We start from the raw sequence: 23215 nt of genomic DNA, 5'->3' as shown, positions 1-23215 counted from the left end.
GCGCGCCGCCACCATGTCCGCCCGGGGCATCCCGGCCTCGCTATCCTTGGCCGGTGACCCCAGCACCGCCCGCCGCCAGCCGCCCCACCGATGCGCAGGACCCGGCGGTCGCGGCCGTCGCCCACTGGCGGCGCGAGCTCGTCGAGGCGGGTGGACCCAACTCCTTGCTCTGGCGCCCGGCCGACGCGCGCGGGCGGCTCGAGCTGACGCACGGCCACCCGGCGGGGCTCGCGATCTTCCTGTCCGGGCGCGACGCCAAGCTGTCCGACCTGCACCGCGAGCCGCGGGCGCTGGCCGAGGCCGTGGTCGTGGCCCGGCGGATCCGCGCGACCGCCGAGGACCTCTGGCAGGACCGTGGGCTCGCCACCTGCTTCCTGGCTGCCGGTATGGCGACCTGGCAGACCTCCGGCGGGGCCGGGCGAGTGCCCAGCGCCCCCGTCTTCCTGCGCCCGTGCGAGCTGCGGCCCCGCGACCTGGCCCAGACCGACTTCGACCTCGTCGTCAGCCGCACCGCCGAGCTCAACCCCGCGCTGGTCGAGCTGGTCCGCGCCGAGCTCGGGGTGGAGCTCGACGGACGCCGACTGGCCGAGTCCTCCTGGGGGCGTAACGGGTTCGACCCCGAGGCGGCCTATCGCGAGCTGATCCGGCAGTGCTCGGGTCTGCCCGGCTTCACGATCGAGCGACGCCTCGGGATCGGGCTCTATCCCTACGCCAAGCTGGGGATGGTGGCCGACCTCGCCGGCGCCACCCTCACCGAGCACCCGGTGGTGCGCGCAGTTGGCGGCCTGCCCACCTCGCTGCGTCCGCCGACCGCCGAGCCGGCCCCGATGCCGCTGGTCCTGCCCGCCGACGAGCACCAGCGGGCCGCCCTCGACGCGATCGGTGCTGGTGACGACGTCGTGGTGCAGGGGGCGCCCGGCACCGGGATGACCCAGGTCGTCGCGGCGGCCGTCGCGGGGCTGGCCGCACAAGGCCGCAGCGTCCTGCTCGTGTCGCACGCGCGAGCGGCGATCGAGGCCGTGCAGGAGCGTCTCGCCGAGGTCGGGCTCGACCTGGTCACCGAGGCGCACGACGGACCCGACCTGCGGCACGAGCACGGGCCGCTCACGGCCGCGACGCCGGCCGAGCCCGTGCAGGCGACGGCCGCGACGACCCGCGACCACCACGCCGTCACCGAGCGGCTGCAGGGGCACCTCGTCGCCCTCCACCAGGCCCGACACCCGTGGGGCGTCAGCGCGTTCCAGGCGCAGGGGGCCATGGTCGAGCTGAGCCAGGTCGATCCGCCGCCGCGCTCCCGCGTGCGGCTCGCCCTCGACGACCTCGCCGCGCTGACCCCGCAACGCCTCGACGTCGCCACCCGCGAGCTCGTGCAGGTCGCCGAGGACGGCGCCTGGCTCACGCACAAGGGCGAGGACCCGTGGCGCGCGGCCCGGGTCACCACGCCGGCCGAGGCGGACGCCGCCCTCGTCGCGTGCGAACGCCTGGAGGGCGATCGCGGCCTCATCCGCCTGCGCAGCCTGGTCGACGCGCTCGGTCGCGAGGTCGGGCTGCCCCCTGCCGCCTCGGTGCGGGACATGGGTCATGACCTGGACCTCGTGTCGGGTGTGCGCGCCACGCTCGACGTCTTCGTGCCCGAGGTCTTCGACGCGCCGCTGCCCGAGATGCTGGCGGCCACGTCGACGGCATACCGCACGGAGCACGACACCGGCGTCGGACCGTGGCGGCGGCAGGGCCTGCGGCGCGACGCCAAGCGCCTCCTGCGCCCCGGACCCGGCCCCGCCGCCCTGCACGACGGGCTGGCGAGGGCCCACGACCAGGCCACCCGCTGGCGCGACCGGGCCGGTGCCGCGAGCCGTCCTGCCGTCCCGCACGGCATCGACGAGGCGCGCGCGGCGCACCACGCCGTGGTCGCCGACCTCGATCTCCTCGAACCCGTCCTCGCCACCACCGCCGACGGCGCCGGGATGCTCGACCGACCCGTCGAGGACGTGCTCGCGCGGGTGCGGGAGCTGCTGCGCTCCCGTCGGCGTCTCGCGGTCCTGCCCCTGGTCACCACGACCCTCGACGGGCTGCGCGCCCAGGGGCTGGGGCCGCTCGTCGAGGACCTCGCCGCGCGTCGCGTGCCTGCGAGCCAGGTGGCGTCCGAGGTGCGGCACGTCTGGTGGAGCTCGTTCCTCGACGAGGTGCGCCGCACCGATCCTCGCTATGGAGCGCACGACGGGAGGGCGCTGGACGCCGCCGCGGAGGAGCTGCGCCGGCTCGACGCGGTCGCCCTGCGGGAACGGGCCGCAGCCGTCGCCGAGGTGGTCGGGGAGGCGCGGCCCTGCTGGGCGGTCAGCCCCCACGAGGTCGGGTCGCTGGTGCGTCCTGGTGCCGGCGTGGACACCGTCATCGTGCTCGAGGCCTCGCAGCTGTCCGTCTCCCAGGCGGTCTCGGCCCTCAGCCGTGGCCGGCAGGTCGTGGTCTGCGGCGACCCGCACCAGCTGCCGCCCGGCGACGTCAGCGTCACCGTCCCCGACCCCGCTCGTCGCGGTGACGACGTGCAGGCCGACCAGCGCGCGCCGTCCGTGCTCTGCGCCCTCGCCGAGATCCTGCCCGTGCACACCCTCCGGACCGTCCACCGCGCCGTCGACGACCGCATCACGGCGGCGCTCGACCGCCGCCTGCACGGCCAGGACCTGGTGGTCGTGCCGGCCGCGTCCACCGCGCCCCGGCTGCAGCTCGAGCTGGTGGACCAGGACGGTATGCCGCAACCGCCCCGCGGCGAGGCCCCCGTCACGACCACGGCCGAGGTGGACCGCGTGGTCCGGCTCGTCCTGGCGCACGCCCGCAGCACCCCCGAGCGCTCGCTGGGCGTCGTCACCTTCCACCCCGCGCACGCGGACGCCATCACGGCCGGGCTGCGGCAGCAGCTGGCGACGCTCGACCGCGGTGACACGTCACGGCGGTTCTTCGAGGGCTCGGCGCGAGAACCGTGGTGGATCAAGCCGGTCGACCAGGTGCAGGGTCAGACCCGCGACGACGTCATCGTCTCCCTCGGCTATGCGCTGGACGGGGCCGGCCAGGCGGGGCACCGGTTCGGCGCCCTGGCGCTGGGGGCGGGGGACCGGCGCGCGGCCCTCGCGGTCACCCGTGCCCGCCACCGGCTCGTCCTCGTCTCCACCGTGTCGGCGGAGCGGCTGCACCAGGTGGGGGCGGGGAGTGCCGGGGTCGAGCTGCTCGCCGAGGTCCTGCACCTCGCCGGCACGCCTGCCGGACCCGTCCCCTCGCAGGGGGACCTGACCGACCCGGTCACGGGCGAGCTCGCCGGCCGGCTGCGGCTCGCCGGGCTCTCGGTGACCGAGCGCGCGGGTCGTGGCGCCGGCTCCGGCGGCGTCGAGCTGGCCGTCCGGGATCCTCGAGCCGTGCGGGGCGTCGCCGTGGCGGTGGAGTCCGACGGCGCGGACTACGCCACCGGTGCCGGACCGATCGACCGTGACGTCCGACGGCCCGCGCTGCTGCGGCGTGCAGGCTGGGAGCCGCTGCGCGTGTGGACGCCCGACCTGTTCACCGCGCCCGAACGCGTGGTCGCCCGGATCGTCGACGCGGCCCACGGGCGCGCCGAGGGTCTGCGGCGCGGTGAGCGTGGCGCGAGCGACCCGCGCGGCGACGCCTCGGCCGGGTCGCCGCGATGACCCGACGCCACCGCCGCGTGGACGCGCCCGGCACGGGGTCCGCTGCGGCCACGCCCTTGGGGGCACCGGAGCCGCGTCTGGGGTCGACCGGGCGTCGCCCGGAGGAGTCCGAGCGCCTGCGCGGCACCCAGCGACGCCCGGGGGAGGCGGGGCCGAGCATGGCACCTGCCGCCGGCTTGACGGCTCCGTCGGGCGCGGAGCCTCGCCGCGGTGGCAGTGCCCCCCGCGAGGACGAGCGAGACCGGTGGCTGCGCGAGCAGCGTCCCCCGCACTGGGAGTAACAGAGTCAGGTGCTGACCAGGACCGCGAGCGCATCCCTCCCGGCCTTGCTGTCGATGCCGTGGACGGCTGGGTGCGTGAGCGAACGACGAAGGGCCCCGCCAGACGGCGGGGCCCTTCGTGAGGTGCGGGGGTGGGTCAGCGGCGACGCAGCTCGTCGCGGATCTCCATGAGGATGGACGCCTCCTCGGAGGGGGCCTCAGTCTCCTCGACCCCGGCCTTGCGGCGGGCGGCGATGGCGTTCATCGGGGCCACGACCATGAAGTAGATGGCAGCCGCGATGATCAGGAAGCTGATGAGCGCGGTCAGGAACGCGCCAACAGGCACGTCGCCGGGGTTGAAAGAATTGAAGTTGGGCTGGCCGCCCAGCTTGCCGATGAGGTTCATCAGGATCGCGACGAAGCTGTCGATGACCTTGCCGAAGGCGGCACCGATGACGACGGCGACCGCGAGGTCGACGACGTTGCCGCGCATGAGGAAGTCCTTGAAGCCCTTGAGCATGACTGTTCTCTCTCTGTTCTGGGGAGATGGGAGCGAGCCCGCTCGGGCTCGGGGCGGCGACCCCGCCGCATGGCGCCACCGTATGACGCTGAGTTACGCGAGGACGATACTTGATCGTTCATAGGTGACCAAAACGTTGACGCGATGCGCTCACTGGGAATCGGCCGTGAGCATCAGGTGCAACGCCTCCGCGTCGGGCCCTGCGCTGCGTCCCGTGTGCAGCGCGCGGGTCTGAGACTCGTTGAGGGACACCAGGACCGTGCGACCGGACGAGCCGGTCGCGCCTCCCGCAAGCCCTGGTCCGGCGGACTCGGGGACCGGTGTCTGCAGGACCACCGCGGCGGGGGCGACGAGTCGGGCACCGGCCCACACCTGGACCCGGTCCCCGGCTCGCAGGAGATCGGCCACGACGGGCTCCACCACCGGCACGGCCAGCGCGGCTGACCCGTTGGGCAGACCGGTGAGCCTGGTCGAGCCGGTCACCGCACGTGACGTGAGCGGGTCGCCGGCGGCCACCGCGCTCGCCAGTCTCCGTCCGACCAGTGCGTCGGCTGCGGGCCAGCCACTGGGAGCGTCCCGGCCGGGCCATCGGCGGCCGACGAGGTCGGCCTCGCCCAGGACGTGCCCGGCGGGCAGGTCGTGGGCGGCACTGAGCACGACGGTCCCGGCGGGAGGCGGGGCAGGGAAGGCCAGGCGCAGCGCGCCGGTGACGGCCAGCCCCACGCAGAGGGCGGCCAGGACGCGGCGGGCGAGGCGCAGGTGCCAGGACACGCGGCGGCTGCGCAGGCGAGCGCGCCACGACCGGCGCAGCGGTGCGGGGCGCCCGCCTCGGTTGCCAGGGCGGGGGAGGGCAGTCATGCCGCGAGGCTAAGGAGCAGACCAGCGACGCGGGAGGGCTCGGAGGTCGCCTGTGGACAAGGCGAGGGACGACGCGACGAGCTGTGGACGACACGCCGCGGCCGGCGCGTCCCGCTGGTGTGCGAGTGGGCGGGCTGCGTCGTCATACGAGCTGGTCGTCCCGACGCCCGAGCACCGAAACGAGGACTCGGCGTGGATGCGTGGGTGCGGCCGTGGTGAGAGGGCGCACGTGGTCCCTGGGACGCAGTCCGAGCGGCCGTTCATGACCTCTCGGGAGACGGGCCAAGATCAGAGTGGTCGCAGATGCGACGTCTGGCCTGGTCTGGTGTCGGTTCTGCGACCACTCTGGAGCGACCGGCCGGCGGGAGGGCACCGGCGCGAGCGGTGGCTCCGGCATACGGGCCGTGAAGCCTCGGTGAGAGGGCGCAGGTGGTCCCTCGGACGCAGGCCGAGCAGCCGCTTTTGCCCTCTCAGGCCTGTCGGCGGAGAGGCTCGCGGGAGCGCGGTGCAGGAGGGCGGGTCAGCTGGCGGCGGCCGAGCTGGTCGAGGTGCTGGAGCTGCTGGACGAGGTCCCGGACCCGCTCGCGGACCCGTTGGAGCCGGACGAGGCGCTGGTGCCGGAGGTGCTCAAGGAGGACTCGCTCGGGGAGGCCGAGGTGCTCTTGGTCGCCTTGGCGTCCTTGCCGCGTGAGTCCGTGCGGTAGAAGCCGGAGCCCTTGAAGACGACGCCGACGCTGTTGTAGACCTTGCGCAGCAGCCCCTCGCAGCGCGGGCATACGGTGAGCGCGTCGTCGCTGAACGACTGCACGATGTCGAAGGCCTCGCCGCAGTCGGCGCAGCGGTAGGAGTAGGTGGGCACGGTGCCTCCGGAGGGGACGAGCGGGTGAGGGACGCCGGCGGTCGACGTCGACCTGGGCGTGCGATCGCTCAGTCTAGCGAGCCGTCGCGGCGTCGCTGACCGCGTTCGCGGACCGTGCGGGCGACCGGCGGGCGGTGCCCGGGCTCGAGCCACCCGGCCAGGCGGCCCTGCTGGGACACCGCGCGCAGCCGCTCCTCCGCGGCGTCCCGCAGCTCCGCGGGCACCACGACCATGAGCGAGTCCCCGCGCCGCAGCACCGTGGACCGCTCCGGCACGAACGACCGCTCGCCGCGCAGCACGAGGGCGACGCTGGCGCCCTTGGGCAGCCGCAGCTCGTAGACCTCGACCCCCGCCATCCGCGACTCGTCCCCGATCTGCACCTCCACGACCTCGGTGTTGAGGCGTTCGAGCGGGGTGGACTCCAGCTGCAGGTCCATCGTGGCGCCCGCGTCGATGACGCCGAGCCTGCGCGCGACCCAGGGCATGGTCGGCCCCTGCACGACCGTGAAGATCACGACGAGCATGAAGACGAGGTCGAACAACCAGGCGAGCGACGAGGCTCCGCTGGTCTCGGGCACGGTCGCGAGGACGACGGGGACGGCGCCGCGCAGCCCCGCCCAGGACAGGAAGGCCTGCTCGCGCCACCCGATGCCGAAAGGCGTCGCGGACACCACCACCGACAGCGGCCGGGCGACGAGCAGCAGGACGAGACCCATGACGATGGCGGGGACGATCCAGCGCCCCAGCTCGGAGGGGGAGGCCAGCAGGCCCAGCAGGACGAACAGGCCGATCTGGGCGAGCCAGCCCATCGCGGTCGCGAAGCCCCGCGTCGCGGCCTTGTGCGGCAGGGAGCTGTTGCCGACGACGAGCGCGGCGACGTAGACGGCGAGGAAGCCGCTGCCGTGGGCGTAGGTGGCGACGCAGTAGGCCATCGTCGGCACCGCCATCACGCCGATCGAGAACAGGGCGGACGAGGTGTCGGCATACCGGCGCAGCAGCTTGGTCCCGAGCCAGCCGACGGCGATGCCGAGCAGGGCGCCCACGACCAGCTCGTAGACCGCGAGCCCGGCGAGGAAGAGCGGACCGGCGTCGGAGTCACCAGCGGCGACCGAGGCCAGGGCCGTGACGAGGAGGACGACCGGTGCGTCGTTGAAGCCGGACTCCGCCTCGAGCAGGCTGGTCAGCCGCCGCGGGAGGGGCACGCTGCGCAGCACGGAGAACACGGCCGCCGCGTCGGTCGAGCTGAGGACGGCCCCCACCAGCAGCGCCGAGACCCAGTCGAGGTCGAGGACGAACCTCGCGGCGACGCCGACCACCCCGACGGACACCATGACGCCGACGGTCGAGAGCAGGGCGGCCGGGGCCACCGACGGTCTGATGTGCTTCCACGAGGTCGAGAGCCCGCCCTCGGCCAGGATCAGGACGAGGGCGATGTAGCCGAGGGCCTGGGTCAGGCGGCCTCCGTCGAACTGGATGCCGAGCCCCGACTCACCCAGCCCGACGCCGATCAGCAGGTAGAGGAGCAGGGACGGCAGGCCGGAGCGGGCGCTGATGCGGACGGCGACGACGGCCAGCAGCAGGACGGCGGATCCGAGGAGGAGGACGGAACGCAGGTCCTCGATCCCGAAGCCCGCGCCCGTGTCCATGGCCCCATCCTCTCGTATGCCGCACCCGCCCCTCGCGTCGTCCGCCGGCCTGTCGGTGCCGTGGCCTAGTCTCGCTCACGTGTCCCGCGCCGCTCTGATCGCCCGACGGACGACCGTCTCGGTCGTCGTCCTGCTCCTCGTGGCCGCCCTCATCGTCGCCGGCGTCGTCTACGGCGCCGTCCGCCGCACCGACCCCACCGTCACCGGCACGGCGCGGCTCACCGGGCTGTCGGGCGAGGTGGACGTCCGGCGAGACGGCCAGGGGGTCGCCCACATCTACGCCGACACCCCCGAGGACCTGTTCCGGGCCCAGGGCTATGTCGCGGCCCAGGACCGGTTCTTCGAGATGGATCTGCGCCGCCACGCCACGGCAGGGCGGCTGGCCGAGCTCGTCGGCGAGGCCGGGGTGGCGTCGGACATCAGCGTGCGCACCATGGGCTGGCGCCGCGTCGCCGAGCAGGAGCTTCCCACGCTGTCGGCCGACACCCGACGCTACCTCGCGGCGTATGCCGACGGGGTCAACGCCTACCTCGACACCACCGGCGACGCGACCCGCGTGGCGCCGGAGTACCTCATGCTCAGCGTCCGCTTCCCCGGGTACCGCATCGAGCCGTGGGGCCCGGTCGACTCGCTGGCCTGGCTCAAGGCGATGGCCTGGGACCTGCACGGCAACTACGCCGACGAGCTCGCCCGCGCCCGGCTGATGGCGCAGGGTCGCTCGCTCGACGAGGTGCGTGAGCTGTATCCCAGCTATGACGCCAAGGCCCAGCCCCCGATCCTCTCCCCGTCGGCGTGGTCGCCCTCTGGCGTGCACGGCGGCCGGTCCAAGGCGCCGGCGGCCGGCATACGGCAGGGTGCCGGCCCCGCCCCCGATCCGGAGAGCGACGCGGCGCTGGGCCGGGCCGCGCGGGCCGTCTCCGCGGTCGCGCCCCTGGTCGGGCGCGGCGAGGGCGTCGGCTCCAACTCGTGGGTGGTCGGGCCGTCCCGGTCCTCGACCGGCAAGCCCCTGCTGGCCAACGACCCGCACCTCGCGCTCGGCCAGCCGGGCGTCTGGCACCAGACCGCGCTGCACTGCCGCACGGTGTCCCAGGCGTGCCCCTACAACGTGAGCGGCTTCGCGTTCGCGGGCTTCCCCGGCGTGGTGATCGGGCACAACCAGCGCATCGCGTGGGGCTTCACCAACCTCGACCCCGACGTGAGCGACTTCTACCTCGAGCGGGTCAAGGCCGGCACCGTGCTCAAGGACGGGCGCTACCAGCCCCTGACCACCCGCACCGAGCGGATCCGCGTCGCGGGTGGCGCCGACCGCACCATCACTGTCCGGTCCACCTCGCACGGCCCGCTGATGTCCGACGTCGACGCTGCCGTCAAGGACGCCGCGGCCGTGCCCACGGCAGCGACCACCGCGTCGCCGGCGACCCCCGCCGAGGGAGAGTCCCTGGCGATCGCGCTGCGGTGGACGGGGCTGGAGGTCACGCAGACCGCCGACGCGATCTTCCGGATGAACCGCGCCACGTCCTTCGAGACCTTCCGCGCCGCCCTGTCCTCGTTCGCCGCGCCCTCTCAGAACGCGATCTACGCGGACGTCGACGGCCACATCGGCTACCAGGCACCCGGCCGCGTGCCCGTCCGCCGGTCCGGGACGGCGGGGGCACCCCCCGGCTACCTGCCGGCACCGGGCTGGGACTCGCGCTACGACTGGACCGGCTACGTCCCCTTCGAGCAGCTGCCGCACACCCTGGACCCCGCCGAGGGCTTCCTGGTGACCGCCAACCAGGCCGTCACGGCGGCGACGACCCCCTTCCTGACGACGGACTGGACCCACGGCTGGCGCTCCACCCGCATCCGTCAGCTCCTCACCGCCCAGCCGACCGTCTCGCCCCAGCGCATGCGCGACATCCAGGGCGACGTCAACGACGGTTTCCAGCCCGTGCTGACCGCGGCGCTGCGGGGCGTCGACCTGAGCGGCGACGGCTTCACCCGGGAGGGTCAGGCGACGCTCGAGGGCTGGGACGGCCGGTTCGTGACGGGTGACAGCCACTCGTCCCGCGCGGCGGCCTACTACACGGCGGCGTGGTCCGCGCTGCTCCACCGGACCTTCGACGACGACCTGCCCACCGGTCTGCGGCCCGATGGCGGCTCGCGCTGGCCCGCGGTCGTCAAGCAGCTGCTCGCCGACCCCCGGTCTCCCTGGTGGGACAACCAGAAGACCCTGCGGATCGAGACCCGCGACGACATCCTGCGCCAGGCCCAGGTCGACGCGCGTCTCGAGCTGACCCGGCTCACCGGCAAGGACGTCAAGGCCTGGGACTACGGGCGGCTGCACACGCTGACCCTGCGCCACCCGCTCAGCGCGGCGGCACCCGGCATGCTGCGGTCCCTGCTCGACCGCGGTCCGCAGCCGGCGCCGGGCAACCCGCTCGCTCCCAACGCCCTCGGCTACGACCTGCAGCTGGGCTACGCCGCCGACTGGGGGCCGTCCATGCGCATGGTGGTCGACCTCGGCACTCTTGACTCGAGCACCTGGGTCCAGTCCACGGGCGTGTCCGGGCACCCCACGAGCGACCACTACGACGACCAGACGGGGCGCTGGCTGCGCAACGAGCCCTTCGCGTGGCCGTTCAGCCGGCAGGCCGTCGAGGGCGCGACCCGTGACCAGCTCACGCTCGCGCCGCGCGACAACGGCTGAGCCGCGGGCGTCAGGGCGGGTCAGCTGACGTCGGGCCCGAGCGAGCGGCCAGCGGATCAGCGACGCAGCCAGGTGATCCCGTCCACCGTCACCACGGCGTCGACGCGCTGGTCGTGCTCGGCCGCGGGCAGGTCCTCGTCCACCAGCTCCTGGGGGTGCAGCAGCGTCACGACCCGGACGCCGTCGCGACGCCGGGGGAGCGCCCGGTCGTAGCACCCTCCACCCTGCCCGAGGCGCACGCCCCGTCGGTCCACGGCCGTGCCCGGCGTCAGCACCAGGTCCGCCTGGCCGATCGCCTCCAGCCCGAGCCGCGCCGCCTCGTCCAGCTCGTCGCTGCCGAGCGGGCGCCAGTCGAGGTCGAGCCCCGGCAGGGTCACCGGCACCAGGACGCGATAACCGGCGGCGACCAGAGCCTCGTTGAGCGGCTCGGTCCCGGGCTCGGTCGGCCACGACTCGTATGACGTCACGGTGCCCCCCGGGGCCACCAGGTCGGCGACGACCCGCAGGGCGTGGTCCGCCAGAGCCTGGGCCTGCGTCTCACGCTCGGCGCGCGAGGTGTCGGCATACCGCTGCTTGCGGGCGGCCCAGAGGCGGGCCCGCAGGGCGCGCTTGGCCTCGACGGGGGTCGTGAGCGGGGTGTCCATGCCACGGATTCTGTCAGGCACGGACCCGTGAGGAGGAGGGGCGGATCGGTCTCGTGCCACGATGGGCCGACCCACCCACCTCGAGGAGGACCCGTGTCCATCCGGACCCGCCTGGCGATCGTGCTCGCCGCCGTGGTCCTGCCGGTCCTGCTCGTGGCCGGGCTCGTGGCGGGGGTCCTGCTGCCGCGTGCGCTCGTGGACGGTCAGCGCCGTGACGTCGACCGCGCCACCGTCGCCGTCGCGACGGCCATGGCGTCCGAGTGCTGGGCGCTGGGCGACCGGGCCGAGGTCATCGCCCTGTCGATCGCCAACGGGCGCCCGCCGGCCACGGTCCTCGCGGAGGAGACCCGCGGCGGACTGGGGGCGGAGCGGGGCTATGCCGTGGTGCTGCGCGGGGGCGCCGTGCTGGCGGCCTCGTCCTCGGCGCCGCGACCCACGCCCACCAAGCTGCCCACCACGCGCTGCTCGACCGTGAGCGAGCCCGCCGGCGCCCACCTCGCGGAGCGGGTCGACCTCACCACCACCCAGGGGACGCTGACGGTCCACGTCGTCGAGCCCCTCACCGCAGGGCGGCTGGACGCGCTCACCCGTCAGGCCGCGGCCGGGGACGTGCGCACGATCCTCCAGTGCGCGGGCGGCGTCGAGGTCCACCCGAGCTCGGACCGCGGCCAGGGGGCCATCGCGCGGACCGCCGCCGCCGGGCCCGGGCGTCCCTGCGCGGTGCAGGGCTCGGCCGCCGATCCGGTCGGTGGGGCGAGGGCCTGGATGCCCCTCCTGCTCATCCTGCTGGTGCTGGCGGCGGCCGTCGGTCTGCTCCGCTGGCTGGCCCGGGAGCTCACCGCGCCGCTGCTCGCCCTCACCGAGGGCACCCGCCGCATCGCGGACGGCGACCTGACCGTGCGTCTGCCGGAGGGACGCGACGACGAGATCGGCCAGCTGTCGCGGGAGTTCAACGCGATGGCGGTCGAGCTGGACCAGCGCATGGCCGAGCTGACGTCGAGCCGAGAGACCCTGCAGGACACCGTCCGACGGATCGCGGCCACCCTGCAGCGCACCCACGACCTCGACGGCCTGCTGGCGGCGCTGTGCGCCCTCGCGGAGACGACGACCGGGTCCACCTGCGCCGTCGTGTGGATGCGCGAGGGCAGCGGCCTGCGCGCGCGCGTCGTGCACCCCATCGGCACCCGCCGTCCCGGCACCGGCCGGATCCGCGCGGCCGAGAGCGCCGTCGGCGAGGTCGTCCGTGACCGCCGCGTGGTCGTGCTCGACGACGCGGGGGACGAGCCCGGCGCGGTCCTGCGCGGCCGGCTGTGCGCCGCGCCGCTCGTGTCCGGCGACGACGTGATCGGTGCGCTGGTCGTCGAGCGGGCGGCCGGCGCGACGGCATACGACGACACGACCGGGGAGCTGCTCGACCTCGTGGCCGGGCCGGCCGGGGTCGCCATCGACAACGCGATCCTGCACCGCCGGGCGCAGCGCCAGTCCGTGATCGACCCGCTCACCGGGGTCGGCAACCTGCGCATGCTCACGACCACGCTGGGCCGCGAGGTCGAGCGGGCGCGGTCGTTCGGGCGTCAGGTGTCGCTCCTGATCGTGGACATCGATCGGTTCCGGCAGGTCAACGACGAGCACGGGCACTCCGTCGGCGACGGGGTCCTGGCTGCGCTGGCGGCCCGCATCGTCGAGCTGGTCCCGCCCGTCGACGTCGTCGCGCGCTACGGCGGGGAGGAGATGGCCGTCGTCTGCCCCGAGCGCGGCGAGGAGGAGTGCCTGCGGCTCGCCGAGCGGATCGTCGGTGACCTGCGCTCCCGTCCGCTGCAGGTCGACGACCGCGAGATCCCCATCACCTGCAGCGTGGGGATCGCCACCTGGCCACAGGACGCCGCCACGGCACCCGAGCTCGTGTCGGCCGCCGACGCCGCGATGAACGCCGCCAAGCGCGCCGGGCGTGACCGGGCGGTGGCCTCGAGGCATGTCGGACCCGTCGACTAGTGTCCGCAACATGTCCGACGCACCCCGGCTGATGCCGGTCGACGAGCACCTGCGCCTCCTCCTCGAGGCCTGCGCCACCGTGCCCCGCCGCACGTCCGAGGTCCCGGTGGCCGAGGCGCACGGCTGCGTCCTGGCCCAGGACGTGCGCAGCGCCGTCGACGTCCCGGCGTTCACCAACTCGGCGATGGACGGGTATGCCGTCCGGGCCGCCGAGCTCGTGGGGGCCGGTGACCGCCCCGTGGTCCTGCCCGTTGCGGGCGACATCCCCGCCGGACGCACCGACCGGGTCACCCTCGTGCCGGGCACGACGATGCGCATCATGACCGGCGCCGCCCTGCCCGACGGCGCCGACGCCGTTGTCCCCGTCGAGCTCACCGACGGCGGCACCGAGCGGGTCACCCTGCGCCAGCAGCCGCAGGTCGGCGCCCACGTCCGCCCCGCCGGCGACGACCTGTCCCGCGGCGAGCTTGCCCTGGCCGCAGGCACGTTCGTGGACGCCCGGGTCCTCGCGCTGCTCGTGTCCCTCGGGCATCCTCTGGTCGAGGTCGTCGTGCCGCCCCGGGTCGTCGTCCTCTCCACCGGCGACGAGCTGGTCGAGCCGGGCGGCACGGCCGGGCACGGCACGGTCGTCGACAGCAACGGCCCGATGCTCGTGGCCGTTCTGCGCGAGCACGGCTTCACGGCCGAGCGGGTGCGCGCGGTGGCCGACGACGAGCAGGGCTTCCGCGCCCGGCTCGACGAGGTGCTGCTGACCCACGACGCCGTCATCACCACCGGCGGCGTCTCCGCCGGCGCCTACGACACGGTCAAGGCCGTGCTCGCCCGTGACGGCGAGGTCGCGTTCCGCGGGGTGGCGATGCAGCCCGGCAAGCCCCAGGGCTTCGGCCTGGTGCGGGCCGGCGACGGGCGACACGTGCCCGTCTTCACTCTGCCCGGCAACCCCGTCAGCTCGATGGTGTCCTACCAGGTCTTCGCGGCCCCGGCGCTGCGCCTGCTCGCCGGCCGCCCCGCCGAGGGGCTCGCGGGCATCGAGGCGGTGGCCGACGACGGCTGGCGCACCTCGGCCGGCCGCACCCAGCTGGCCCGCGTCCGCCTGCGCACCGAGGCCGACGGCCCGCACGCCACCCTCGCGGGCGGCCAGGGGTCGCACGTGCTCGGTGCCCTCGCTCACGCCGACGCCCTGGCCGTCGTGCCCGCCGAGGTCGACGAGGTCGTCCCCGGCATGCGCCTCACCTGTCTGCTCCTCCGTCCCCTCCCCGGCAAGGAGTCCCTCGCGTGACCTCCACCCCCACCCCTGAGCCGCCCCGCCTGACGCACGTGCGGGCCGACGGCAGCGCGCACATGGTCGACGTCTCCGCCAAGGCCGTCACGGCCCGCTCGGCGACCGCCCGCGGCCGGGTCCTGCTCGCCGCCCCCGCCGTCGCCGCCCTGCGGGACGGCACCGTGCCCAAGGGCGACGCCCTCGCCGTGGCCCGCATCGCCGGGATCCAGGCGGTCAAGCGCACCCCCGACCTGATCCCGCTGGCCCACCCCATCGCCGTGCACGGGGTCGAGCTGGACCTCGAGGTGGCCGACGACGGCGTCGACCTCACGGCGACCGTCCGCACCGCCGACCGCACCGGCATCGAGATGGAGGCGCTGACCGCCGTCGCCGTCGGCGCCCTGGCCCTCATCGACATGGTCAAGGCGGTCGACAAGCACGCCCGCATCACCGACGTGCGCGTCACCGCCAAGTCCGGCGGCCGCTCCGGGGACTGGTCCGAGTGACCTCCCCCTCGCGGCGGCGGGCCGTCGTCGTGACGGCGTCCACGCGGGCCGCCGCCGGCACCTACGCCGACCGCACGGGACCAGTCATCGTCGAGGCCCTGCGCGCGTGGGGCCTGGACACCCCGGACCCGGTGGTCGTCCCTGACGGTGACCCCGTGGGGGACGCCATACGGTCCGCCGTCGACGACGGAGTCGACCTCGTCGTCACCACAGGCGGGACGGGCCTGTCGCCGACCGACCGCACCCCCGAGGTGACCCGGGCGGTGATCGACCGCGAGGTGCCCGGCATCGCCGAGGCCATCCGCGGCGCCGGGCTGGCGCAGGGCATCCCCACCGCCTCGCTGTCCCGCGGCCTCGCCGGCCTCGCCGGCACGACCCTGGTCGTCAACCTCCCCGGGTCCCGCGGCGGGGTCGCCGACGGGCTGGGCGTGCTGGAGCAGGTCGTGCCGCACGCCCTCGACCAGGTGGGCGGGGGCGATCACTGATGGCGGCGTGGCCGGTGCGGCTCGAGGCGAGCCTGCCCGACGGGGGAGCGCTCGTGCTGCGCGGCCTGCGTCGCCGCGACCGCGCGGAGTGGCTCGAGCTGCGGCGCGCCAGCTGGGACTGGCTCAAGGAGTGGGAGCCGACCTTCCCGCGAGCGGGCCAGGAGGCCAAGCCCTTTCCCGAGTACGTCCGCCACCAGGCCCGCGAGGCGCGCGCCGGCCGGCAGCTCCCGTTCGCGGTCGAGGTGGACGGTCGGCTCTGCGGTGCGGTCAACCTCTCCCAGATCATGGAGGGCGCGCTGTGGGGCGCCACGGCGGGCTACTGGTGCGCGCCCACCCACGCCGGCCGGGGCATCGTGCCGCTGGCCCTGGCCACCGCCTGCGACTACGCCGTGGGGGAGCGCGGCCTGCACCGCATCGAGGTCAACATCCGCCCCGACAACACCAAGTCGCTCGCCGTCGTGCGCAAGCTCGGGTTCCGCGACGAGGGGCTGCGCGAGCACTACCTGCACATCGACGGCGCCTGGCGCGACCACCGGACCTTCGCCCTGACGACCGAGGACCTCCGCGGAGCGACCTTCACGGACCGGCTCAGGAGGGCATGATCCAGGGCAATCCGCCGACACACCCGCGCGGTTGAGCGTTCATCACCCGTCCCCCCTCTAACGTCGGGGACGTGCAGCCCTCCAGCCTCGTCTTCGTCGTCGTCATCGGGTTGTGGGCTGCCTATCTGACCCAGTCGTGGATGCGTCGTCGGGAGCACCTGCAGACCGCCCGATCCATCGAGCGCTACGCCGAGGCCCTCCGGGTCCTCGAGCGGCGCCCGGTCCTCGCCGAGCCCACCACCGCCCGGTCGTATGCCGTCAGCCCGCTGCGGGCCGGCGCCACCGCCACCGCGCCGACCGGCGCGACGCGTGCCACGCACGTGGCCGAGGACGCCGCCCCCGGCCGGCTCGCCCACCGCCTGCGGGGAGCCTCTCTCGGGGTCGCCGTGGCCGTGCTGGTCGCGCTCGTCGTGGTCACCGTCCTGCGACTGGTGCCCGTCTGGACCCCGGTCGTCGGCCTGGCGCTCGTCACCGCCGACCTGGCCTGGCTGCGCCACAGCGCCCGGCGTCGCCAGCCGCGCCTCGAGCTGCGTCGCACGGCCCCGGTCGCCTCGGCCGCCCCCGTCGGGCCCGCAGCTCCGGTCGCGTCCACCGTCCCGACCGCGTCCCCGGTCTCCGCTCCTGAGGCGCCGGTCGTGGAGGAGAGCCCCGAGCCCGCAGTGGCCCCCGTGGGTGCCACCCGGGTCGACGCTCCCTTCGACGTGCGCCAGTTCGACACCGTCGACGCGGCGCCCGCGCCGGTCGAGGTCGCCCTCGAGCCGCTCGAGCCCGGGCAGTGGCGTCCGACGCCGGTGCCTCGTCCGACCTACACCATGAAGCCCGCCGCGCCGCGGGCCACCCCGGCCCCGCTGCCGGTCGACGACGACGTGTTCGCCCCCATCGAGGTCGAGGACGAGTTCCTCGACGCCGCAGTGCCGTTGCGCAGCGCCGTCGGCGGGTGAGGATTGGGCCGACGCACCGCCTCGGTGGTACAGTCGGTCCTCGCCAGGGGCTGTGGCGCAGTTGGTAGCGCGTCTCGTTCGCAATGAGAAGGCCAGGGGTTCGAATCCCCTCAGCTCCACCGCACGCACAAGGCTCGAACCCTTGCCAAAGGCAAACGTTGGTTGAGGTTCGGGCCTTGTGTGCGTCTGCGGCCCAGGTCAAGGCGTGACGTCGACCTGCGGATCGAGGAGCATTTCGAAGGGCCGGTTGTGCTCGACGCGAGCTCTTCCCAACCCGCGATACTGAGACCGTCGCCCTTGAAAAGAGCGGCCGGTAGGCAACGAGCATCACCTCAAAGCCCACCACTCGACGGGGCTCTATCCGAGCAGGTCGTTCGCCCCTCGAAGAGGGCTGATCACTCGTGCGCTCAACTGGACAAGTGGTGTGTCGGCCCTCATGGGTGCGGAAACCCTCTCCTCCGGACGGAGATCGTCCGACCGTTCCGTACGTAGTTAACATGCGACCATGGTTGAATCTTCTGCGTTCGGGTCTCCGAAGCTCTCCGTGCAGCCCGACGTTCGCGTTCTCGGCGCCCGCGAACACAATCTGCAGGATGTCGACCTCACGGTGCCGCGCGATGCAACAGTCGTCTTCACCGGTGTGTCTGGCTCGGGAAAGTCCTCGCTGGCGTTCGGGACGCTGTACGCCGAGTCGCAGCGACGCTATCTGGAATCGGTCGCACCCTACGCCCGCCGCCTGATCGATCAGGCGGGAGTGCCCGATGTCGACTCGATCGCGGGGATGCCGCCGGCGGTCGCCCTGCAGCAGCAGCGCGGTGCCGGCAACGCACGATCGACCGTGGGCAGCATCACCACGTTGTCGAGCTTGATACGAATGCTGTACTCGAGGGCCGGGGACTATCCGGATGGGCAGCCGATGTTGTATGCGGAGGACTTCTCCGCGAACACGGTCCAAGGGGCCTGCTCGGAATGCCACGGCATCGGCCGCGTGTACACGGTGAACGAGCAGCAGATGGTCCCGGACCCATCGCTCACCATCCGCGAACGCGCCATAGCTTCCTGGCCGACCGCGTGGCACGGCCATCAGCTGCGCGACGTACTGGTTGCTCTTGGTTACGACGTCGATGTGCCGTGGCGGGACCTGCCGAAAGAGGACCGGGACTGGATCCTCTACACCGATGAGACCCCCTTCGTTCCGGTCCACTCCCGGCTCACCCTCTCTGAGTCCAGAGCTGCGATCGAGGCAGGCGTGGAGCCGAGCTACTCGGGCACGTTCGTCGGGGCTCGTCGGTACATTCTGGACACGTTCGCGAACACGAAAAGCGCCTCGATGAAGCGGCGCGTCGCGCAGTTTCTCATCGCTGCCATCTGCCCGGTCTGTGATGGCAAGCGGCTGAAGCCCGAGGCGCTGTCCGTCACGTTCGAAGGATTCGACATCGCCGAATTCTCCCGACTGCCGCTTCGGGAACTTGCCACGATCCTCTCGGGAGTCGTTGCACGCCTGGAGGAGCTCGGAGCCGCTTCTTCCGGCGCTGCCTCTCCGCGGGCGGCATCGCAGGAGCATGTCGCTGCTGGCGGTTCCTCGCCTGCCGCCGCGCCCGATGTGCGACCCACCCTGAGCCGAGCGCCAGAGAAGCGTGCCGCTGCGGTCCAGCTCGCATCAGGGGTGCTGCAGCGACTTCGTCCACTGGTCGATCTGGGGCTGGGCTACCTGTCGTTGAGCCGGACGACGCCGACGCTGTCGGGCGGCGAGCTGCAGCGGCTACGGCTCGCGACGCAACTCAGCTCTGATCTCTTCGGGGTGGTCTACGTCCTCGACGAACCCTCGGCGGGGCTGCATCCGCAGGACGTGACGGCGCTCCTCGGGATCCTCGACGGACTCAAGGGGAAAGGGAACAGCCTGTTCATCGTCGAGCACTCCGTGGCCGTGATGCGGCACGCGGACTGGTTGGTCGACATCGGCCCGGGCGCCGGTGAACACGGCGGCCGAGTGCTCTACAGCGGCCCGCCCGACGGGCTCGCCGATATCGAGGAGTCCGTGACACGCGGGTACCTCTTCGGTGGCCGCGGTCTCCCTCTTCGCACACCCCGTGAGGCACGCAGTTGGCTGTGCCTGGAGAACGTGACGCGGAACAACCTGCACGACCTCACAGTCGATATCCCATTGGGTGTCTTCACCGTGGTCACGGGCGTGTCCGGGTCCGGCAAGTCGAGTCTGGTCACCCAGGCGCTTCCGTCGCTGCTTGGCGATCGCCTTGGCCGGGCCGTCCCGGCCGATGACGAGCCGGTCAGCTACGAGTCACTCCTCGCGGATGCGCCGGGACGTCTCGATGGACGCGTCGCCGGGCCCGTCACCGGTGTACGCCGGCTGATCGTCATCGACCAGCGGCCCATCGGCCGGACGCCGCGGTCGAACGTCGCCACCTACACCGGGCTGTTCGACCACGTACGTCGTCGATTCGCAGATACCCCGGAAGCTCGTTCACGCGGGTACAAGCCCGGCCGATTCTCCTTCAATGTCGCCGGCGGGCGCTGCCCGACCTGCGAGGGCGAGGGATCGGTGATGGTCGAGCTCCTCTTCCTGCCTTCCGTGTACACCGAATGCCCCGACTGCCACGGCGCCCGATACGAGGCGTCAACGCTCGAGGTCACGTGGCGGGGGCGCACGATCGCTGACGTGTTGTCGATGAGCGTGGAGGAGGCGAACCTGTTCTTCGTGGGCGATGAGGAGATCACTCGATCCCTGGCCGCTTTGTCGGACGTTGGACTCGATTACCTCCGACTGGGTCAACCGGCAACGGAACTCTCGGGGGGTGAGGCCCAGCGCGTCAAGCTGGCGGCCGAGCTGCAGCGTGCGCAGCGTGGGGACACGCTGTACGTATTGGACGAGCCGACGTCCGGGCTCCACTGCGCCGACACGGATCGTCTGGTCGCGCATCTGCAGACGCTGGTCGATGCGGGCAACACGGTCGTCGCCGCGGAGCTGGACATGCGCGTTGTCGCGGTGGCCGATCACGTGATCGATCTTGGACCCGGCGCGGGCGACGCCGGCGGGACCGTGGTTGCAGCGGGTACGCCCGCCTACGTCGCGGACAAGGGCGTCGGTGCTTCCGCGGGCTACCTTGCCGCCGCACTGCAGGCAGCTACCAACGTGACCCCATTGTGACGAGTGTGTCGCTGTGCGATATGAACATCGCACAGCGACACACTCGACGAGGTCGGGGTTGGAACCTTCAGCAGTCCCAGAAGCTCGTCCGGACGCTCTGACCCCGCAGGCTCTGACCCCGCACGCTCCATCGCCACCGAGCATGACGAGATGCTCGGATCCCTGATCCGGGCCTCTCGTCAGCTCGGTGGCGCAGCTGGCCGACGGCGTGCCCGGGCCACCGCACCACCGGGCCCTCACGAGGACAGCAGGGCGATCAGGCCACCTGCCGTGCGTTCGTCGATCACCAGGTCCGACACCACGCCCGCGCGCAGCGCCCCCAGCGTCCCCTGGATCTTGTTGTCACCCGCCACCGCGCACAGCCTGCGGTTCACACGCCGCAGCTCTGCGGGGGAGGGCCCGGAGGCCCGGCGGTTGAGCGCGATCCCGGCATACGACCCGTCCACCCGCAGGAAGTGCGTGGCGACGTCGCCGACGACGTGCTGGTCGGCGAGCTCGCGCACCTCCTCGGGGCGCAGGTAGCCGGTGGAGTAGACCTGGCTGAGCAGCCGCCCGCGGAAGGCCCCGACGCTGAACACCGCGATGTCGCAGGTGCGCCGCAGCTCGAGGATCCGGCGCACGGATCCCTCACGCCACAGCGCCTCCTTGGTCTCGGCGAAGTCGAAGAACGCCGGGGCGGGGAAGTAGTAGAGCTCGGTGTCGTAGGCGCTCGCGAAGCGATCGAGCAGCTCGGTGGTGTAGCGGACCCCGGAGGTGCGGGCGTTGGCCGCGCCGTTGAGCTGCACGACCACCGACCCGGTGGTGGGGTGCGGCGCGAGATGCCCCGCGATGGCGGATGTGGTCGTGCCCCACGCGACCGCGAGGGTCATGTCGTCGCCCATCCACGAGTCCAGCAGGCCGGCGGCGCGCCGGGCCACGGCCTCGAGCCGCTGGGGATCACTGGCCGAGGACGACACGGGCACGACGTGCGCCTGCACCCCGAAGGCGTCGAGGAGGGTGCGCGCGGTGTGGTCGGTCGGCCCGTCGGGCGCCGCGACCGTGATGCGCACGATCCCCTCGTCCCGGGCCCAGCGCAGCAGCCGCGAGACGGTCGACCGCGAGACGCCGAGGTCACCGGCGATCATGTCCATGGTCTGGTCCTGCAGGTAGTACAGCTGCGCTGCTCGGTAAGCGGATTCACGATCGTTCACGAGCCTCGCCCCCTCCTGCACGTTCGTGCAGACCGCTTGAGCATACGTGCAGGGCGACGCATGCTCGATGCAGAGACCAAGATGCACCACGGGGTGCACCCACCGAGCCGCCGGTCGACACCGGCACAGAAAGGGTCGTGAGGACCATGGCCGCCACACCGATGACCTCCACCGCACTGTCCGCGACGAGCCGCGCCGATGCCCTCGAGGCGATGACGACCGGCGAGCCCCTGGACCTGCTCGTCGTCGGCGGCGGCGTCACCGGCGCGGGCATCGTGCTGGACGCCGCGAGCCGGGGCCTGCGCGTCGGCATCGTCGAGGCCGAGGACTGGGCCTCCGGCACCTCCCAGTGGTCCTCCAAGCTGGTCCACGGCGGCCTGCGCTACCTCTACCAGCTCAACTTCGCCCTCGTGGCCGAGGCCCTCAAGGAGCGCGGCCTGCTGCTCACGACCCTCGCCCCGCACCTGGTCAAGGCCCAGCCCTTCCTGTGGCCCCTCAAGCTGCCGGTCGTCGAGCGGTCCTACAGCGCCGTGGGGGTGGGGATGTACGACGCCCTCGCGCTCGTCGGGGCCAAGGGCACCAAGACCGTCCCGCTGCAGAAGCACTACACGCGCCAGGGCGCCCAGGAGCTCTTCCCCGACATCCGCGACGACGCGCTGACCGGCGCGATCCGCTTCTACGACGCCCGCGTCGACGACGCCCGCCTGGTCATCGACCTGGTCCGCACCGCCGCCGGGTATGGCGCGCTCGCGGCCACCCGCACGCGAGTCACCTCCTTCGTCAAGGACGACACGGGACGGGTCGTGGGTGCCGAGGTGCACGACGCCGAGGGCGACCGCGACCTGACGATCCGCGCGCACCGGGTGGTCGCCGCCGCCGGCGTCTGGACCGAGGACGTCGAGGCGATGTCGGGCTCCGACCAGGGCCTGAAGGTGCTGGCGTCCAAGGGGATCCACATCGTCGTGCCCAAGGAGCGGATCCAGGGGGAGACCGGGCTGTTCCTGCGCACCGAGAAGTCCGTGCTGTTCGTCATCCCCTGGGAGCGCTACTGGGTCATCGGCACGACCGACACCCCGTGGGAGCAGGACCTGCGCAACCCGGTGGCCACCGCCGAGGACATCGACTACGTCCTCGAGCAGGCCAACTCGGTGCTGGCCCGTCCCCTGACCCGCGACGACATCATCGGCACGTATGCCGGGCTGCGCCCCCTCCTGCAGCCCCACCGCGGCAGCGGCGGGTCCTCCACCAAGGTGTCCCGCGAGCACACCGTGGCCGAGGTCGCCCCGGGGCTGTGGTCGATCGCCGGCGGCAAGCTGACGACCTATCGCGTCATGGCCGAGGACGCCGTCGACGTCGCGCTGGGCGAGGAGGCGGCCGAGGCCAACCCGTCCGTCACCGAGCACACGCCGCTGGTCGGCGCGGCCGGGTTCGACGCCTACCGCCACCAGGCGCCGCGCATCGCCGCCGCCTACGGGTGGAGCGCCGAGCAGGTCGAGCACCTGCTGTCCCGCTACGGCGCAGAGCTCCCGGCCCTGCTGGCCCTCGTCGACGCCGACGCCTCCCTGGGGGAGCCGCTCACGACCGCGCCCGCCTACCTGCGGGTGGAGGCGGCGTTCGCCGTCACCCACGAGGGCGCCCTGCACCTCGAGGACATCCTCATGCACCGCATCCGGCTGCACTACGAGACCCGCGACCGGGGCGTCAGCGCTCTCGAAGAGATCGGCTCGATCGCCGCACCGCTGCTCGGCTGGGATGAGGACGACCTCGCGCGGGAGCAGGCGGCCTACCGCACCCGCGTGGCGGGCGAGGCCGCGGCGGAGCAGGAGCGGACCGACGCCGCCGCCTCCGCGGCCCGCGCCCAGGTCACCGGCGAGGCGCTGCCGGCCTCGTCCTGAGCGACCCGCTCGGCCTGACCGACCCGC

At 73.4% G+C, this 23215-nt stretch carries 16 protein-coding genes and 1 tRNA gene; 11 read left to right on the top strand and 6 right to left on the bottom strand.

All coding sequences use genetic code 11. The features are described 5' to 3' along the window. Nucleotides 1–53: 53 nt before the first annotated feature. Nucleotides 54–3674, top strand: a complete 3621-nt coding sequence (locus B4K29_RS17905; protein WP_286968407.1) for an AAA domain-containing protein — start codon at nt 54–56, stop codon at nt 3672–3674. 417 nt (nt 3675–4091) lie between these two features. On the opposite strand, the gene mscL is transcribed toward B4K29_RS17905, so the two are convergent. The 4 genes from mscL to B4K29_RS17885 all read right to left on the bottom strand — a co-directional run bounded on the left by mscL (nt 4092) and on the right by B4K29_RS17885 (nt 7817). Next, nucleotides 4092–4454: a large conductance mechanosensitive channel protein MscL gene (gene mscL, locus B4K29_RS17900; protein WP_154592279.1), complete on the bottom strand. Its 363-nt coding sequence runs from the start codon at nt 4452–4454 to the stop codon at nt 4092–4094. Between the two features lie 150 nt (nt 4455–4604). After that, nucleotides 4605–5312 (bottom strand): SAF domain-containing protein, encoded by a 708-nt coding sequence (locus tag B4K29_RS17895; protein WP_286968403.1) that lies wholly within the window; start codon nt 5310–5312, stop codon nt 4605–4607. A gap of 520 nt (nt 5313–5832) precedes the next feature. Then, a complete protein-coding gene (locus B4K29_RS17890; protein WP_239263403.1) occupies nt 5833–6171 on the bottom strand; it encodes an FmdB family zinc ribbon protein in 339 nt (112 codons plus the stop codon). Between the two features lie 68 nt (nt 6172–6239). After that, a complete protein-coding gene (locus B4K29_RS17885; RefSeq protein ID WP_286968401.1) occupies nt 6240–7817 on the bottom strand; it encodes a potassium/proton antiporter in 1578 nt (525 codons plus the stop codon). 79 nt (nt 7818–7896) lie between these two features. Here B4K29_RS17885 and B4K29_RS17880 point away from each other — a divergent pair, with 79 nt between their 5' ends. Beyond that, nucleotides 7897–10506: a penicillin acylase family protein gene (locus B4K29_RS17880; RefSeq protein WP_286968399.1), complete on the top strand. Its 2610-nt coding sequence runs from the start codon at nt 7897–7899 to the stop codon at nt 10504–10506. Nucleotides 10507–10562: 56 nt separating this feature from the next. Here B4K29_RS17880 and B4K29_RS17875 read toward each other — a convergent pair whose 3' ends face one another. Beyond that, nucleotides 10563–11150, bottom strand: coding sequence for a 5-formyltetrahydrofolate cyclo-ligase (locus B4K29_RS17875; protein WP_286960308.1), 588 nt, complete (start codon nt 11148–11150; stop codon nt 10563–10565). Between the two features lie 93 nt (nt 11151–11243). Here B4K29_RS17875 and B4K29_RS17870 point away from each other — a divergent pair, with 93 nt between their 5' ends. From B4K29_RS17870 to B4K29_RS17835, 8 genes are all read left to right on the top strand, one after another. Further along, entirely contained in the window at nt 11244–13142 is a 1899-nt protein-coding gene (locus B4K29_RS17870; protein WP_286960307.1) for a GGDEF domain-containing protein, read from the top strand. Nucleotides 13143–13152: 10 nt separating this feature from the next. After that, nucleotides 13153–14421 (top strand): gephyrin-like molybdotransferase Glp, encoded by a 1269-nt coding sequence (gene glp / locus B4K29_RS17865; protein WP_286960306.1) that lies wholly within the window; start codon nt 13153–13155, stop codon nt 14419–14421. Nucleotides 14422–14483: 62 nt separating this feature from the next. Next, the gene (gene moaC / locus B4K29_RS17860) at nt 14484–14909 is read left to right on the top strand and encodes a cyclic pyranopterin monophosphate synthase MoaC (protein WP_051274128.1); all 426 of its coding nucleotides are present in this window, start codon (nt 14484–14486) and stop codon (nt 14907–14909) included. Beyond that, nucleotides 14906–15394 carry a MogA/MoaB family molybdenum cofactor biosynthesis protein gene (locus B4K29_RS17855; RefSeq protein WP_286960305.1) on the top strand — a complete coding sequence of 163 codons (489 nt, stop codon included), beginning with the start codon at nt 14906–14908 and terminating at the stop codon, nt 15392–15394. The genes moaC and B4K29_RS17855 overlap by 4 nt, the downstream gene beginning before the upstream one ends. Beyond that, nucleotides 15394–15996, top strand: a complete 603-nt coding sequence (locus B4K29_RS17850) for a GNAT family N-acetyltransferase (protein ID WP_286960303.1) — start codon at nt 15394–15396, stop codon at nt 15994–15996. The genes B4K29_RS17855 and B4K29_RS17850 overlap by 1 nt, the downstream gene beginning before the upstream one ends. Before the next feature lie 71 nt (nt 15997–16067). Further along, complete coding sequence (locus B4K29_RS17845; protein ID WP_286961199.1) at nt 16068–16937, top strand: hypothetical protein; 870 nt, start codon at nt 16068–16070, stop codon at nt 16935–16937. 46 nt (nt 16938–16983) lie between these two features. Further along, a tRNA-Ala gene (locus tag B4K29_RS17840) sits at nt 16984–17056 on the top strand. A 386-nt stretch (nt 17057–17442) separates the two neighbouring features. Continuing rightward, the gene (locus tag B4K29_RS17835; protein WP_286968397.1) at nt 17443–20103 is read left to right on the top strand and encodes an excinuclease ABC subunit UvrA; all 2661 of its coding nucleotides are present in this window, start codon (nt 17443–17445) and stop codon (nt 20101–20103) included. A 236-nt stretch (nt 20104–20339) separates the two neighbouring features. Here the strand turns inward: B4K29_RS17835 and B4K29_RS17830 are convergent, their stop codons facing one another. Then, a complete protein-coding gene (locus tag B4K29_RS17830; RefSeq protein WP_029211879.1) occupies nt 20340–21293 on the bottom strand; it encodes a sugar-binding transcriptional regulator in 954 nt (317 codons plus the stop codon). 161 nt (nt 21294–21454) lie between these two features. On the opposite strand from B4K29_RS17830, the gene B4K29_RS17825 reads away from it, so the two are divergent. Further along, nucleotides 21455–23188 carry a glycerol-3-phosphate dehydrogenase/oxidase gene (locus B4K29_RS17825; RefSeq protein WP_286961192.1) on the top strand — a complete coding sequence of 578 codons (1734 nt, stop codon included), beginning with the start codon at nt 21455–21457 and terminating at the stop codon, nt 23186–23188. The last annotated feature ends 27 nt before the right edge of the window (nt 23189–23215 follow it).

Source organism: Arsenicicoccus sp. UBA6765, from assembly GCF_002453335.1.
Taxonomy (GTDB): domain Bacteria; phylum Actinomycetota; class Actinomycetes; order Actinomycetales; family Dermatophilaceae; genus Arsenicicoccus; species Arsenicicoccus bolidensis.
The sequence above is the reverse complement of the archived record's forward strand: the minus strand, read 5'-3'. Positions and strand labels throughout refer to the sequence as shown.